16 protein-coding genes are annotated in these 13,815 nt (G+C 64.6%); 12 read left to right on the top strand and 4 right to left on the bottom strand.

Annotation, left to right across the window (positions count from 1 at the left end; all coding sequences use genetic code 11):
• Positions 1 to 39 precede the first annotated feature (39 nt).
• The 7 genes from A9O65_RS04895 to A9O65_RS04865 all read left to right on the top strand — a co-directional run bounded on the left by A9O65_RS04895 (position 40) and on the right by A9O65_RS04865 (position 6,395).
• Complete coding sequence (locus A9O65_RS04895; RefSeq protein ID WP_064700361.1) at positions 40 to 393, top strand: urease subunit beta; 354 nt, start codon at positions 40 to 42, stop codon at positions 391 to 393.
• The gene (ureC, locus tag A9O65_RS04890) at positions 390 to 2,093 is read left to right on the top strand and encodes an urease subunit alpha (protein ID WP_064701515.1); all 1,704 of its coding nucleotides are present in this window, start codon (positions 390 to 392) and stop codon (positions 2,091 to 2,093) included. Before A9O65_RS04895 ends, ureC begins: the two co-directional genes overlap by 4 nt.
• A gap of 58 nt (positions 2,094 to 2,151) precedes the next feature.
• Positions 2,152 to 2,625, top strand: coding sequence for an urease accessory protein UreE (gene ureE, locus A9O65_RS04885; RefSeq protein ID WP_064701514.1), 474 nt, complete (start codon positions 2,152 to 2,154; stop codon positions 2,623 to 2,625).
• Positions 2,615 to 3,304 (top strand): urease accessory protein UreF, encoded by a 690-nt coding sequence (locus A9O65_RS04880; protein WP_244534460.1) that lies wholly within the window; start codon positions 2,615 to 2,617, stop codon positions 3,302 to 3,304. Before ureE ends, A9O65_RS04880 begins: the two co-directional genes overlap by 11 nt.
• 250 nt (positions 3,305 to 3,554) lie before the next feature.
• Positions 3,555 to 4,187, top strand: coding sequence for an urease accessory protein UreG (gene ureG / locus A9O65_RS04875; RefSeq protein ID WP_064701513.1), 633 nt, complete (start codon positions 3,555 to 3,557; stop codon positions 4,185 to 4,187).
• A 47-nt stretch (positions 4,188 to 4,234) separates the two neighbouring features.
• Complete coding sequence (locus tag A9O65_RS04870; protein ID WP_064701512.1) at positions 4,235 to 4,825, top strand: HupE/UreJ family protein; 591 nt, start codon at positions 4,235 to 4,237, stop codon at positions 4,823 to 4,825.
• 97 nt (positions 4,826 to 4,922) lie between these two features.
• Complete coding sequence (locus tag A9O65_RS04865) at positions 4,923 to 6,395, top strand: phospholipase D-like domain-containing protein (protein WP_082920037.1); 1,473 nt, start codon at positions 4,923 to 4,925, stop codon at positions 6,393 to 6,395.
• A gap of 18 nt (positions 6,396 to 6,413) precedes the next feature.
• On the opposite strand, the gene A9O65_RS04860 is transcribed toward A9O65_RS04865, so the two are convergent.
• Positions 6,414 to 7,343, bottom strand: coding sequence for a YihY/virulence factor BrkB family protein (locus A9O65_RS04860; protein WP_064700356.1), 930 nt, complete (start codon positions 7,341 to 7,343; stop codon positions 6,414 to 6,416).
• A 239-nt stretch (positions 7,344 to 7,582) separates the two neighbouring features.
• Between A9O65_RS04860 and A9O65_RS04855 the strand changes: the two genes are divergently transcribed.
• From A9O65_RS04855 to dcd, 3 genes are all read left to right on the top strand, one after another.
• Positions 7,583 to 8,569 (top strand): coiled-coil domain-containing protein, encoded by a 987-nt coding sequence (locus tag A9O65_RS04855; RefSeq protein ID WP_064701511.1) that lies wholly within the window; start codon positions 7,583 to 7,585, stop codon positions 8,567 to 8,569.
• 134 nt (positions 8,570 to 8,703) lie between these two features.
• Positions 8,704 to 9,525, top strand: coding sequence for an iron-sulfur cluster carrier protein ApbC (apbC, locus tag A9O65_RS04850; protein WP_073292152.1), 822 nt, complete (start codon positions 8,704 to 8,706; stop codon positions 9,523 to 9,525).
• A 76-nt stretch (positions 9,526 to 9,601) separates the two neighbouring features.
• Entirely contained in the window at positions 9,602 to 10,168 is a 567-nt protein-coding gene (gene dcd / locus A9O65_RS04845) for a dCTP deaminase (RefSeq protein WP_064700354.1), read from the top strand.
• Positions 10,169 to 10,254: 86 nt separating this feature from the next.
• Here dcd and A9O65_RS04840 read toward each other — a convergent pair whose 3' ends face one another.
• Positions 10,255 to 10,656 (bottom strand): MmcQ/YjbR family DNA-binding protein, encoded by a 402-nt coding sequence (locus A9O65_RS04840; RefSeq protein ID WP_254783115.1) that lies wholly within the window; start codon positions 10,654 to 10,656, stop codon positions 10,255 to 10,257.
• A 316-nt stretch (positions 10,657 to 10,972) separates the two neighbouring features.
• Here A9O65_RS04840 and A9O65_RS04835 point away from each other — a divergent pair, with 316 nt between their 5' ends.
• The gene (locus tag A9O65_RS04835) at positions 10,973 to 11,509 is read left to right on the top strand and encodes an SGNH/GDSL hydrolase family protein (protein WP_139180672.1); all 537 of its coding nucleotides are present in this window, start codon (positions 10,973 to 10,975) and stop codon (positions 11,507 to 11,509) included.
• An 85-nt stretch (positions 11,510 to 11,594) separates the two neighbouring features.
• Entirely contained in the window at positions 11,595 to 11,828 is a 234-nt protein-coding gene (locus tag A9O65_RS04830; protein ID WP_139180671.1) for a hypothetical protein, read from the top strand.
• A 50-nt stretch (positions 11,829 to 11,878) separates the two neighbouring features.
• On the opposite strand, the gene purN is transcribed toward A9O65_RS04830, so the two are convergent.
• Together purN and purM are read right to left on the bottom strand one after the other, a co-directional pair.
• Positions 11,879 to 12,613, bottom strand: coding sequence for a phosphoribosylglycinamide formyltransferase (purN, locus tag A9O65_RS04825; protein ID WP_064700351.1), 735 nt, complete (start codon positions 12,611 to 12,613; stop codon positions 11,879 to 11,881).
• The gene (gene purM, locus A9O65_RS04820; protein WP_064700350.1) at positions 12,610 to 13,683 is read right to left on the bottom strand and encodes a phosphoribosylformylglycinamidine cyclo-ligase; all 1,074 of its coding nucleotides are present in this window, start codon (positions 13,681 to 13,683) and stop codon (positions 12,610 to 12,612) included. The genes purN and purM overlap by 4 nt, the downstream gene beginning before the upstream one ends.
• Positions 13,684 to 13,815 lie beyond the last annotated feature (132 nt).

Below are 13,815 nucleotides of genomic sequence, written 5' to 3'. Positions count from 1 at the left end.
CCGTTGATGACAGCCACACATCGAAGAGGGACGAGCTCTATGATTCCCGGTGAATACCAGCTCCAGGATGGCGAGATTGCGCTTTGTGAAGGACGACCGCGGATCACCATCGAGGTTGCCAATACCGGCGATCGGCCTATCCAGGTCGGCTCCCATTATCACTTTGCCGAGGTCAATCCGGCCCTGGTGTTCGAGCGTGATCGGGCACGAGGCTATCGCCTGGACGTGGCCGCCGGTACGGCGATTCGCTTCGAGCCCGGGCAGAGCCGCGACGTCACGCTGATTCCCTATGCGGGGAGCCGGCATGTCTTCGGCTTCCGCGGTGAGGTGATGGGGCCGCTTTCCAGCACGCCCGCGACTGCCGGGACCGACGGCAAGGGAGCGTCATCATGAAGATAAGCCGGCAAGCCTATGCCGATATGTACGGACCGACGACGGGGGATCGGGTACGACTCGGTGATACCGAGCTGTGGATCGAGGTGGAAAGCGATGCCACCCACTATGGAGACGAGGTGAAGTTCGGCGGTGGCAAGGTGATTCGCGATGGCATGGGCCAGAGCCAGCGCCATGACGATGCGGTGATGGATACCGTGATCACCAATGCGCTGATCCTCGATTGGTGGGGCATCGTCAAGGCCGATGTGGGACTCAAGGGCGGACGCATCGCCGCCATCGGCAAGGCCGGCAATCCCGATACCCAACCCGATGTGCAGATCGTCATTGGTCCCGGTACCGAGATCATCGCCGGCGAGGGCAAGATCCTCACCGCCGGTCACATCGATTCACACGTGCACTTCATCTGCCCACAGCAAGTGGAGGAGGCGCTGTCCAGCGGTGTGACCACCATGCTGGGAGGTGGCACGGGACCGGCTACTGGCTCCAATGCCACGACCTGCACCCCAGGCGCCTGGCACATCGGCCGGATGCTCCAGGCCGTGGATGAGTTACCGATGAACATCGGCCTGCTCGGCAAGGGCAATGCCAGTCTGCCCGAGTCGCTCGACGCCCAGATCGAGGCGGGCGCCATGGGGCTCAAGCTGCACGAGGACTGGGGCACCACACCGGCATCCATCGACAACTGCCTGAGCGTGGCCGAGCGCTTCGACGTCCAGATCGCCATCCATACCGATACCCTGAACGAATCGGGCTTCGTCGAGGATACACTCGCCGCCTTCCGGGGGCGCGGTATCCACACCTACCACACCGAAGGCGCTGGGGGCGGGCACGCACCGGATATCCTCACCGCCTGCGCCCTCGACCATGTCCTGCCGTCTTCCACCAACCCGACCCGGCCCTACACGGTGAACACCATCGACGAGCACTTGGACATGCTGATGGTGTGCCATCACTTGGATCCGTCGATCCCCGAGGACGTGGCCTTCGCCGACTCGCGCATCCGGCGCGAGACCATCGCCGCCGAGGATATCCTTCAGGATATGGGCGTGATTTCCATGATCGCCTCGGATGCCCAGGCCATGGGACGGGTCGGCGAGGTGATCTGCCGGACCTGGCAGACCGCGCACAAGATGAAGGTTCAGCGTGGCCTGCTGTCAGAGGATGCCAAGCGCGGTGCCGACAACTTTCGCGCTCGCCGCTATATCGCCAAGACCACCATCAATCCGGCATTGACGCATGGCATTGCCCACGAGGTGGGCTCGGTAGAGGTCGGCAAGCTGGCCGACCTGGTGCTGTGGGACCCTGCCTTCTTCGGCGTCAAGCCAGCGCTGGTTCTCAAGGGAGGCATGATCGCTCTGGCCCCCATGGGCGACCCCAATGGGTCCATTCCCACGCCTCAGCCGGTGCATTACCGACCGATGTTCGGTGCGCTGGGGCGGGCAGCGAGCCGCACGCGCCTGTCGTTCGTCAGTCAGGCGGCCCTGGACGCCGGGATCAAGGAAAGGCTGGGGCTGGCCAGCGAGCTTTCCGCCTGTCGCCACGTGCGCGGCGTGCGCAAGGCTGACATGAAGCTCAACGACGCCTGCCCCGACCTGAAGGTCGATCCCCAGACCTATGAGGTGCGTTGTGACGGCGAGCTGCTGACCTGCGAGCCGGCCAGCGAGCTGCCGCTGGCGCAGCGTTATCACCTGTTCTGAACCCTGTGGAGATAGCGCCATGCTTGGCAGAAAGCCCGGAGGCAAGGAAACGACGACGATGCTGACACTGATCGAACGCCTGGGACCCATCGCGGCAGACCGCGCCACCGATACCCTGACGTTGCCCTATGAGCGTCGTGTGCTGGGCCGGCTCAAGGCGATGAGCGATGCGGGACGCGAGCTCGGCCTGTTCCTGGAGCGCGGCCCGGTACTGCGCGACGGCGACGGCCTGCGTGCCGGAAGCGGCGAGGTGATCCGGGTGAGGGCGGCCGACGAGTCGGTAGTCACGGCATGGGTCGATGCCGGATTGCCGCAGGCCAGGCTCGCCTACCATCTGGGCAACCGCCATGTGCAACTGGCGCTGGGAGAGGGCGAACGCGGCGGTTTCGTGCGCTTCCCGCCGGACCATGTGCTGGAGGCCCTGGCCGAACGGCTCGGCGCCAGACTCGAGTATCACGAGGCGCCATTCGATCCCGAGCCTGGCGCCTACGACGGTGGCCGCCATCATCATGGCCACGATCATGCCCATTGAATCCGGCCACCCTGATCCGTTGGCGCTGGTGGGGCTGCTGCAACTGGTCAGCCCGGCGTTGCCGATCGGGGCCTTCGCCTGGTCGCAGGGGCTGGAGAGCGCCTTCGAGCTTGGCTGGGTGGGCGACGAAAAGAGCCTCGAGACCTGGGTGCATGGCGTGCTCGACGATGGGCTGATGCATTGCGATCTGCCGGTGCTGGCCCGTGCCATGCGAGCCTGGGCGGCAGGCGATTCGGCGGCGCTGACGTACTGGAACGACTGGCTCCTGGCCAACCGCGAGACCCGTGAATTGCTCGAGGAGGAGGAACGCCTGGGTGCTGCGCTGGTACGCCTTCTGGACAACCTGGCGCTCTTGCCGTCAGCGCCGCGGCCTCCCGAGTCACCAGGCTATGTGGTGATGTTCGGCCTGGCTGCCTGGCGGCGCGACATCGATGAGCGGTCGGCACTGCTGGGCTTTGCCTGGGCCTGGCTCGAGAACCAACTGGCCGTGGCCTGCAAGGCATTGCCGCTGGGCCAGACGGCGGCGCAGCGTATCATCGAGCGCATGCGGCCCGCCCTGACCCGAGCGGTCGAGACGGCGTTGACGCTGCCCGACGATGAGCTCGGGCCGGCACTGCCCGGCCTGGCGCTCGCCAGCGCCCTGCACGAGACCCAGTATTCGCGGTTGTTTCGAAGTTGACAGATGGAAGCCGGCCAGGCCTGCGCACTGCGCGCACCACGCCCCGCGTCCGAAACCCTGGCGCCTCGGTCGGTCTCCTGTGGTCGGAAAGACGGCACCGCCCTGTGCCGGCTTTCCTCGATCTTCCTCCCTGAAGATCGACCGCGTCGCCTCGACCGAGTCACCAGCGGCCACGCGAGGTGGATTCGGCAGCGGCCTGGCTGTACCGCAAACCTGACAGAGCCGCCCTGACGGCCAAGGAGAAAATGAGATGAAACATTGCCTGCGTGTAGGCGTCGGTGGTCCGGTGGGCTCCGGCAAGACGGCGTTGCTCAAGCAGTTGTGCCTGGCATTGCGCGATCACTACGACCTCGCGGTGGTGACCAACGATATCTATACCCGTGAGGATGCCGACTTCCTGACACATCATCAGGCGCTGCCTGCCGACCGGATTCTCGGGGTCGAGACCGGCGGTTGTCCGCACACCGCGATCCGCGAGGATGCCTCGATGAATCTCGCTGCCATCGACGATCTTCAGGCACGCCACCCAGGGCTCGAACTGGTGCTGGTCGAATCCGGTGGCGACAACCTGTCGGCGACCTTCAGCCCGGAGCTATCCGATCTGACGCTGTATGTCATCGATGTCTCGGCCGGCGACAAGATCCCGCGCAAGGGAGGGCCAGGCATTACCAAGTCGGACCTGCTGATCATCAACAAGATCGACATCGCCGAGCAGGTTCACGCCTCGCTCGACGTGATGGAGCGCGATGCCACCATGATGCGTGGCGAGCGGCCCTTCGTGTTCACCAACCTGCACGATGGCATAGGACTGGATACCATCGTCGATTTTCTCCTCGAGCGCGGCATGCTGCCCGACCGGCTTGGCAGGTGCCGTCGCGGATGACTGACCCTTTTCACCTCCAGACCTTCGATCACGATAAGGAGATCCCCATGCCCCTTCTGCCTCATTTTCGTGTCTGGCTGACCGTTCCCGGCCTGTTGCTGGCGTCCGGCCTGGCCATGGCACATCCCGGACACGGCGCCGAGCACGGCGGTTTCATGGCTGGCCTGACACATCCGCTGCTGGGCCCTGATCACTTGCTGGCGATGGTGGCCATCGGCCTGTGGAGTCTCGGCCAGCCGCTCCGGCCGCGTTTGGCTATTCCCTTGCTGGCGGTGGGGGGCATGATCATCGGTGCCGGACTGGCCGTTGCCGGCATCAGCCTGCCAGGCGTGGAAAGTGCCATTGCCCTGTCTGTTCTGCTGGCAGGTATTCTGGTCGCGACCCTGGCAAGACTGCCGAGCCTCGTCGGCGGCCTGTTGGTGGTGGGCTTCATGCTCTTTCACGGCTATGCCCATGGCACCGAGATGCCGCATGGCGCCTCGCTGGTCACTTATCTGGCGGGCTTCAGTCTGGCAACCCTGGCCATCACCCTGGCCGCGCGCTTGGCCGGCGGTTGGCTGCAGGCTCGGCAGAGTCGCCCCTTGCGCGTTGTCGGTGCCGTGATCGCGGCGATTGGCGCCTTCTTCGCCCTGTCCTGATTCTGGCAGGTAACGGAACCTGCACGGCGGACGGCAAGCCGGTATGCTGCTTGGCAGGGGGTCAGAGGACTGGCCGTCATCAGCAGGGAGCGCCGGCATGCCAAGACTCGCGAGTACCCGCCGGGGAGGCGGCAGGATCATGTGGTTGTGGGGAGCCTTGGCCATCGCGTTGGTGCTGTGGGGGGCCATGGCCGCCTGGCAGCGATACAAGCCGCTGCCGGAAGGCATCGGAAAGGCCTATCCCGAACGCCCCGTCACCGGGGCGCGGCTGCTCGTCGACGAGACCTGGTACGACGCCTCGGGCCGGCGGCATCTCGACCAGGCGATCTTCGACGAGGCCCTGGCGATGATCGCCCAGGCGCGACGCCTGGTCGTGATGGACATGTTCCTGTTCAACGACTTCGCGGGCTCCGCGTCGGGAGACGCCGATTTCGTGCCGCTCTCGTCCCGCTTGACTCAAGCATTGATCGCACAGCGCTCCCGTCATCCCGACCTCGATGTGGTGGTCATCACCGATCCGCTGAACACGCTGTACGGTGGCTTGGCGCTGGCTCACCTGGAGCGGCTACGCGAGGCTGGCATCAAGGTCGTGGAGACCGATCTGGACCGACTGCGAGCCTCCAATCCGCTTTGGTCCGGTATCTGGCACCTGGGACTCGACCGGCTGGGCAACGATCCCGAGGGCGGCTGGCTGCCCAATGCCCTGGGGCGAGGACACGTGACCCTGCGCAGTTATCTGGCGATGCTCAACTTCCGCGCCAATCACCGCAAGACCCTGGTGGTGGACCAGGGGGATGGCTGGGCCGGACTGGTGACCTCTGCCAATCCCCATGATGCGAGCAGCCTGCACGATAACCTGGCGCTGCGCTTCGAGGGGCCGGCAGCGCTCGACCTGCTGGCCTCGGAACGCCCGGTCGCGGCCTGGGCCGGGGTGGAGCTGCCGGGGCCTCTACCGCCGCCGTCATCCACCGAGCCTTCGGGCACGAGCTTGAAGATACTGACCGAAGGGGCGATCCGTGACGCTTTGCTGCAGATGGTGCGTGGGGCGGCATCCGGCGATCGGCTCGATGTCGCGGTCTTCTATCTGTCGCATCGGCCCTTGATTGAAGCGCTGGTCGAGGCCCGGCGTCGCGGCGTGGAGGTGCGGGTGCTGCTCGATGCCAATCGCGAGGCCTTCGGCATCGAAAAGGGTGGCATTCCCAATCGACCGGTGGCCGAGGAGCTCGAGGCGGCCGGCATCGAGGTGCGCTGGTGCGTTACCCGAGGCGAGCAATGCCACACCAAGCTGCTGCTGCATCGACCCGCTGCGGGCGGTGAAGCCTCGATGATCTTGGGGTCGGCCAACTACACGCGGCGCAATCTCGATAATCTCAATCTGGAGACCAGCGTACGTTTGACGGGCGTGTCGAGCGAGCCGGTGCTGGCCGCGGCCATCGACTACGTCGAGCGACGCTGGCATTCGACGCCGCAGCGAACCACCAGCCGCGAATACGTCGAGGCCGATGACGTGGGCGCCATGGCCTGGTGGCGATATCGACTGATGGAGGCCAGTGGGCTGTCCACCTTCTGATGCCGGAAGGTCGGGGCGTCAGTCGACGTGGGTGACGGCCTGGTGGCGGGAGTCGATGTGCCAGGCCAGGCCCAGGCGGGTGTTGCGTTCCAGCTCGGCGATGACCTGGGCGCCGAGCAGCAGGATGATGGCGCCGACCTCCAGGATCAGCAGGATCACGATCAGCGTCGCTAGGGAGCCATAGACGGCGTTGACGAAGGAGAGGTTGGTGAAATAGAGGACCAGCAGCAGGCGCGCGCCTTCCCAGAGCAGGGCGGCGACGAAGCCGCCGACCAGGGCGCGGTGCAGGGCGATCCGTACGACCGGCATGACCTTGTAGATGGCGCTGAACAGCAGGAAGACGCCGACGAAGCTGGTCAGGTTGAGCATCGGGCCGGAGAGTCCCGACAACGGCAGTTCACGCCCGAGCAAGGCCATCCAGACCGCATTGACGGTATTGGCCAGGCTGACCATGAGCGTCAGGCTCAGCAGGCTGGCGCCGAGCACCAGCATGAAGGCATAGGGCATCAGCACCGAGACCCACACCGAGCGACCGGCGTGGGTATCCGGGGCATGGAAGATGATCGCCAGGGCATCCTCCAGCATGCGGAAGGCGAAAGAACTGAAGACCAGCAGCACCGGGATGCCGAGAATGCCGATGGCATCACGCGAGTCGAGCAGCGAGCGCACCGCATCGAGTACCACCTCGGCATAGGCGGGAGTGAGGTGGCGCACCTGGATGGCCAGCACGCCCATCAGTTGCTGTTCGTCCACCACGCCGGCCAGCAGCACGACTAGCAGGGCAAACAACGGCACGATCGACAGCAGGACGTTGTAGCCGACGCCGCCCGCCAGCAGGATGCCGCGATTGCGCAGGAAGGTGGTCAATACCCGCCAGGCGAAGTGTGCCACGCGACTGGCGAGAAGTGGCAGGCGGCGTCGGGAGGATGGCACCGGAGAATCAGACATGGGCAAGCCGGTCGAGGATCTTCCGGCATGATACGCTGTTCGACGCGATTCACGTCAATCGCCGCATGCCGGGATGGCGAACGTCTGCCCCATGAGGTTCGCTTGTGAAGGATTGTGCCCCGGTGTGGACGAGGGGGCGCAAGGTGGCGCCCCAGGGTGTATGCTGAATCGACCCATCGCGTATGGCCCGGGAAGGGGCCTATACCATCCACATCGACCCATGTCGGGGGAGAAAGCCGATGTCAGACAGTTCCATGCGAGAGCTCTTTCAGGACAACCGCGTCAGGGTGCTGGCTATCGTGGCCGTGGTGGCCGTGATCTGGGCGCTGTTCGCTCAATCCAGTGTCAGCTCCAGCAACGAGGCGCGTCGTTCCCTGCAATCACGCCTTGAGACGGCGCAGACCGAGAACCAGACGCTCAAGAGCCAGGTGGCTGAGTACGAGGCGGCGCAAACCGAGGTCGAGGAACTCCAGGCGCGTACCGCTGAGCTCGAACAGCAGCGCAAGGCCGCCGAGGCAGAGTTGGAGAGCGTCACCTCCGAAGTGGAGCAGGCCGAGGCGCAGCTCGAGCAAGCCAATGCTGCCCTCGAGCCCTTGCAAGCCAAGGTTGACAAGGCCGAGCAGCAGCTCGAAACGCATCAGGCGTCTCTGGAGCAGGCCCAGCAGGAGGCGGAAAAGGCCACTCAGGCTCGGGACGAAGCTCAGGCGGCTCGCAAGGAGGCCGAGCAAGCGCGCAAGAAGGCTGAACAGCAACGGGAGACCCTGGCGAAAGAGGTTGCCGAACTCGAGGAGCAGCGCGACGAGCTCAAGTCTTCCCTGAAGCCATTGCGCGAGCAGCACCAGCAACTGCAGGCTCAGCGTGACGATGCCAGCAGCAAGCTGGAAGCCTTGCAGGCCAAGCTCCAGGAAGGACGCCAGGAGTTGGCCGGGCTCGACGCCAAGGTCGATGCGCGCAGCCAGCAATTGGCACAACTGAAGAGCGACCTGGCGGGCTGGCGCGATGCCCTGGCTGACCTGGATGCCGAGGTGGCATCCGACGATGGCGCCAGTGACGGCAAGGCTCGCCCGGAAGCCGGTGACGACGCCTCGACGTCTTCCGGGTCGAGCGAGGGCGACGCCTCCCGCTCTCAGGATGGCAAGGCCGCATCGTCTTCCTCCGAGTCAGGCGAGGGCGACGAGAAGGCGCAGGAGTCATCCGACCAGGAGAAGGAGGCTCAGGAGGCCTGAGCGTCTCGAGTTGCCGATGAAAGGACGCGCCAAGGCGCGTCCTTTGTCGTTCATGGGCATGCTCGACGTTGCATGACGCCGAGCGGGGACAGGTATACTGGTCACTCCGGCCGCAAGGCGGTCGGCCCCCCAAAGTGCAAAAGGAGCGAGTCGTGATCGAAGGGGTCAAGCATATCGTTGCCGTGGCGTCCGGCAAGGGAGGCGTCGGCAAGTCCACCGTCACCGCCAACCTGGCCTTGGCCATGGCGGCCGAAGGGTATCGCGTCGGCATTCTCGACGCCGATATCCATGGGCCCAGCCAGGCTCGCATGCTGGGTGTCGCCGAGGGGACAAGGCCCGAATCGGCCGGCGAGAATCGTCTCAAGCCCCTGGAAGCCCATGGCCTGCAGGCGATGTCCATGGCATTCATGATCGACGTTCGCGAACCGACGGTGTGGCGTGGCCCGATGGTGGCCGGTGCCTTCCAGCAGTTGCTGACCCAGACAGTGTGGGATGACCTGGATGTGCTGTTCATCGACATGCCGCCCGGCACGGGGGACATCCAGCTTACGCTGGCGCAGAAGGTGCCGGTGGACGGCGCCGTGATCGTCACCACTCCCCAGGACATCGCGCTGCTGGATGCCCGGAAGGGCATCGAGATGTTTCGCAAGGTCAATGTGCCCACCTTCGGCGTGGTGGAGAACATGAGCCTGCATGTCTGCTCGAACTGTGGCCACAGTGAGCCGATTTTCGGCGAAGGCGGGGGCGAGCGCATCGCGGCGGAATATGATACCCGCCTGCTGGGACGCTTGCCGCTGACCCTGGCGATTCGCGAGCAGGCCGATGGCGGCGAGCCGACCGTGGTGGCCGAGCCCGATGGCGAGGTGACCGCTACCTTCCGTGATATGGCGCGCCAGGTGGCCGAGCAACTGGGCGGGCCGGTAGACGAGGGACCGGAGATCTCGTTTAGCGAATGAGCTTTGTTGAACCGTGACGACAGGCGTCGTGCCCGCTATCATGGCGGGCCTTGTTTCGACCCACCAGGACGACCCCATGAGCATCAAATCCGACAACTGGATCCGTCGCATGGCCGAGCAGGAGGGCATGATCGAGCCCTTCGAGGCCGATCAGGTACGTTATGTGAACGACCAGCGGGTGATCTCCTACGGGACGTCCAGCTACGGTTACGATGTCCGCTGTTCCGATGAGTTCAAGGTGTTCACCAACATCCACTCGGCGGTGGTTGACCCCAAGGGGTTTGACGACAAGAGCTTCGTCGACATCAAGGGCGATGTCTGCGTGATTCCGCCCAATTCCTTTGCCCTGGCGCGCACCGTCGAATACTTCCGCATTCCCCGCAGCGTGTTGACCATCTGCCTTGGCAAGTCCACCTATGCGCGTTGCGGCATCATCGTCAACGTGACGCCGCTCGAGCCGGAATGGGAAGGGCATGTGACCCTGGAGTTTTCCAATACCACCAACCTGCCGGCCAAGATCTATGCCAACGAAGGGGTAGCCCAGATGTTGTTCCTGGAATCCGACGAGGTCTGCGCCACTTCCTACAAGGATCGTGGGGGCAAGTACATGGGGCAGCGTGGGGTGACGCTGCCACGGACCTGAATGAGCCTGTGCCGAAGCGGAGGGGCGACCTGCCAGGTTGCTTGTCAGGTTCCTTCGGCTTTTGTCGTGGCAGGCTCGCGATGCGGTTATTCGAGGCCGAGCTCCCGCCGGTACCTTTTGCTCAACCCCATCGTCACTAGATGATGCGATTCGCTGAGATAGTGGCTCAATTCGTCGTTCGGGCATTGGCGGCCGTCGTATAGCTGTATCCATTTCAGGCCGCGCGAGGCCAGGTAGGGAGCGGGTCTGAATCCTGGCTGATCGCGCAGCACCTCGAAGTCGAGCTCCGAGACCTTGAAAGTGAATGCCGGCATATCGAGCTTCTCCCAGCCGCCGATGGCGAATACCTTGCCTCCGACCTTCCAGACATGAGAACCGCCCCATTGCATGACGTAGGTGGTCGCCGGCAGGGAACGGCAAACGTCATTGTATTCGTCGTACGTCACTCCGACCTCCTTGGTGGCGACATTCCCCGGGCGGCGTTCCATCAGGTTTCTGCGTGACCACAGGGCGCCCAACGTTCATTCGTGTGTCTGTTATCCGGGTTTCCCCGGAGATTGTAATGAGCTCTTGGTAAAAAATGTTGCAAACACTTGATTGAATCGTACGTTTTGCTGCCAATCTTTTCAGATATCGGTGGCGCTGGATCGCACCGATCTTCAAGGCAACAGGGCAATAAGACAAAAGGATACGATAATGATCAAGGGACTTCCCTCTGGAACCACGGCTGGAATAACTCAATACTTCGAGCTTCGCCGCCTGATGGCTACCATCCTCTGTGCCGGAATGGGAGTGGCCGGGCTCATGGCCTCGGCTCCGGCGATAGCTTATTCCAGCGTCTATGTGTTCGGCGACAGCCTGAGCGACACGGGGCAGTTTCCGGATGGCGAGTCGGGCGGGCTGAATGCGCAACGCTTTACCAACCGGCTGGGACCGGACCACGACACTACACCCTATGGGCCAGTAGCGACGCAGTTGCTGGCACAAAAGCTGGGCCTCTCCGCGATTCCTTCGACTTCCATCGGCCGGCAGCAGGCCGGCTTGCTGGATGGCACCAATTATGCGGTGGGCGGGTATACCACCGGCCAGATATGGGCCTCGATCACCCAGGAGGGTGGCTCGGTTGTGCAGGCGGGAACGCCATTTGACCGGACCCAGAACGGCTATCTCCCCGCTGTCGGCGGCATGGCCGCCCCGGAGGCGCTCTACTACATCAACGGCGGCGGCAATGATTTCCTGAGTGGCCAGGTGACAAGGCCGGAGGAAGCCGTCAGCGCCGCTCATACCTTGGCCGATGCGGTGGATGCCCTGGCCGAGGCGGGGGCGCACGCTCTCGGGTGATCCGGAGGGGGATGGGGTCAGTGCTGAAGTGCGATTCGATTATCGATTCGCGGACAGTGATTCGCCCTGGTACCCCGCGCCTTTCGTGGCGTATCGCCCCCTCGACGCTGACGAAGTGGCCGAGGTGCGCCTGGCCAGCCTGCCGAGCAATGCATGGAGTGCCGATGACATGGAGCGCGACAGCGATCACTACCTGCGCGTCGATGCCGGCTGGCGCATGCGGCTAGGCGAGAATGGCAGGCTGCATCTAGGGGCCGGTGCCGAGACATGGGATGACATCGCCGCCCATTTCGAGGTTGGCGTTAGCCTGGCCTTCTAAGTGGCGACGCTACCAGCCCCCGATGTGGTCAGTGGGGGCTGGTAAAGTGTTCAGTCGTCTTCGTCCAGCTCCTCGGCGGCATCGTCGTGGGAAAGGCGCATGCCGGTAGCGGGCAGGGGGGTGCCGTCCATGGTGACGGCGTCGCCCGCCAGCTTGAGGCGGCCTTCGAGGAACCAGTTCACGGCGATGGGCAAGATCAGGTGTTCGCGGGCCTGCACCTTGTCCTTCAGGCTGTCTTCGGAGTCCGTGCGGTCGACCCTTACCTCGGCCTGGAGTGCCACCGGGCCGCCGTCCAGCTCTTCGGTGACGAAGTGCACGCTGCAGCCATGCTCGGTCACGCCATCGGCGAGGGCTCGGGCATGGGTGTGCAGGCCCTGGTAGGCTGGCAGCAGCGAGGGGTGGATGTTGAGCATTCGGCCCAGGAAGCGCTGGACGAAGCGAGGGGTGAGAATGCGCATGAAGCCGGCCAGGACCACAAGGTCGGGCTCGTGGCGCTCGATAACCTTGATCAGCGCACCATCGAAGGCTTCACGGCTCTCGTATTCCCGATGGGGCAGCGCCACGGCGTCGATGCCAGCATCGCGAGCCCGCTTGAGGCCGTAGGCGTCGGGCTGGTTGGAGATCACCGCGGCGATCTCGCCGCCGAGGCGGTCGTGCTCCTGGGCTTCGATCAGTGCCTGGAGATTGCTGCCGTTGCCGGAGATCAGCACCACGATCCGCCGCGGCTCGGCGGGCTCGGGGGTGAAGTCCTGCAGGGTGTCGCTGGGGTAGTCGGTCTCGCTCATTCGTTCAGGTTCTCCAGTCGGACCGCCTCGTCATTCTCGCCGCGTGCGACGATGTCGCCGATGCGGTATACCGTCTCGCCCTGGGCCTGGAGGTGGGCGCGGGCCTGGTCGGCCCGATCCGCCGGTACCACCAGAACCATGCCAATGCCGCAGTTGAGCACGCGATGCATCTCGTGTTCATCGACGTTGCCCTGGGTCTGTAGCCAGTCGAAGACCGCCGGACGTTTCCAGCTTGCGGCGTCGATGCGGGCGGCAGTGCCCTCGGGCAGGACCCTGGGGAGGTTCTCGAGCAGCCCGCCCCCGGTGATGTGGGACAGCGCATGGACCGGGATGTCGGTTTCCTTGAGCAGGGACAGCAGCGGCTTGACGTAGATGCGGGTCGGCGCCATCAGGGCATCGCCCAGAGGGCGGCCGTCGATGGCGGTGTCCAGGGATGCCTCGCTGAGCTCGAGAATCTTGCGGATCAGCGAGTAGCCGTTGGAGTGGGGCCCGGATGAGGCCATGCCGAGCAGGACATCGCCTTCGTCGACCCGCTGGCCATCGAGGATCTCGTCTTTCTCGACCACGCCGACGCAGAAGCCGGCCAGATCATAGTCGCTGCCCTCGTACATGCCGGGCATTTCGGCGGTTTCGCCGCCGACCAGAGCACAGCCGGCCTGTTCGCAGCCCTGGCCGATGCCGGTCACCACATCCGCGGCGATGTCGACATCCAGCTTGCCCGTGGCATAGTAGTCGAGGAACAGCAGAGGCTCGGCGCCGGCAACGACCAGGTCGTTGACGCACATGGCCACCAGATCGATGCCGATGGTGTCGTGCCGGCCGAGATCCATGGCCAGGCGCAGCTTGGTTCCCACGCCATCGGTGCCGGAGACCAGCACCGGCTCGCGGTAGCCGCTGGGGAGCTGGCACAGCGCGCCGAAGCCGCCCAGCCCGCCCATCACCTCGGGACGAGTCGTGCGACGGGCGACGCCCTTGATGCGGTCGACCAGGGCATTGCCGGCATCGATGTCGACGCCGGCATCCTTGTAGCTGAGCGAGGCGCCGTTCGGGCGCTTGGTGGAATCGGTCATGGCCTGTCCTGTTATGAACATTGCTGTCGAAGGCGCGTCCCGGTGCCTTGGCCGTCAATTGGCGCAAGGACGCCGCGGTGGGCAAGATCGGGCGCAGATTGTAGCATCACGAGGCGTGGCACGCACCGCCAC

Origin of the sequence: Halomonas caseinilytica, from assembly GCF_001662305.1 — a bacterium.
In the GTDB taxonomy this organism is placed as follows: Bacteria; Pseudomonadota; Gammaproteobacteria; order Pseudomonadales; family Halomonadaceae; genus Halomonas; species Halomonas caseinilytica.
This window is presented reverse-complemented; position numbering and strand designations above follow the sequence as displayed.

Bases quoted from the DNA above. Each gene is read 5' to 3' on its own strand.
- A9O65_RS04865 (WP_082920037.1), top strand. From the start codon at position 4,923: ATGCCAAGACTCGCGAGTACCCGCCGGGGAGGCGGCAGGATCATGTGG.
- A9O65_RS04835 (WP_139180672.1), top strand. From the start codon at position 10,973: ATGGCCTCGGCTCCGGCGATAGCTTATTCCAGCGTCTATGTGTTCGGC.
- ureE (WP_064701514.1), top strand. From the start codon at position 2,152: ATGCTGACACTGATCGAACGCCTGGGACCCATCGCGGCAGACCGCGCC.
- A9O65_RS04895 (WP_064700361.1), top strand. From the start codon at position 40: ATGATTCCCGGTGAATACCAGCTCCAGGATGGCGAGATTGCGCTTTGT.
- A9O65_RS04855 (WP_064701511.1), top strand. From the start codon at position 7,583: ATGTCAGACAGTTCCATGCGAGAGCTCTTTCAGGACAACCGCGTCAGG.
- A9O65_RS04840 (WP_254783115.1), bottom strand. From the start codon at position 10,656: ATGGAACGCCGCCCGGGGAATGTCGCCACCAAGGAGGTCGGAGTGACG.
- ureG (WP_064701513.1), top strand. From the start codon at position 3,555: ATGAAACATTGCCTGCGTGTAGGCGTCGGTGGTCCGGTGGGCTCCGGC.
- ureC (WP_064701515.1), top strand. From the start codon at position 390: ATGAAGATAAGCCGGCAAGCCTATGCCGATATGTACGGACCGACGACG.
- A9O65_RS04880 (WP_244534460.1), top strand. From the start codon at position 2,615: ATGCCCATTGAATCCGGCCACCCTGATCCGTTGGCGCTGGTGGGGCTG.
- purN (WP_064700351.1), bottom strand. From the start codon at position 12,613: ATGAGCGAGACCGACTACCCCAGCGACACCCTGCAGGACTTCACCCCC.
- dcd (WP_064700354.1), top strand. From the start codon at position 9,602: ATGAGCATCAAATCCGACAACTGGATCCGTCGCATGGCCGAGCAGGAG.
- purM (WP_064700350.1), bottom strand. From the start codon at position 13,683: ATGACCGATTCCACCAAGCGCCCGAACGGCGCCTCGCTCAGCTACAAG.
- A9O65_RS04860 (WP_064700356.1), bottom strand. From the start codon at position 7,343: ATGTCTGATTCTCCGGTGCCATCCTCCCGACGCCGCCTGCCACTTCTC.
- A9O65_RS04870 (WP_064701512.1), top strand. From the start codon at position 4,235: ATGCCCCTTCTGCCTCATTTTCGTGTCTGGCTGACCGTTCCCGGCCTG.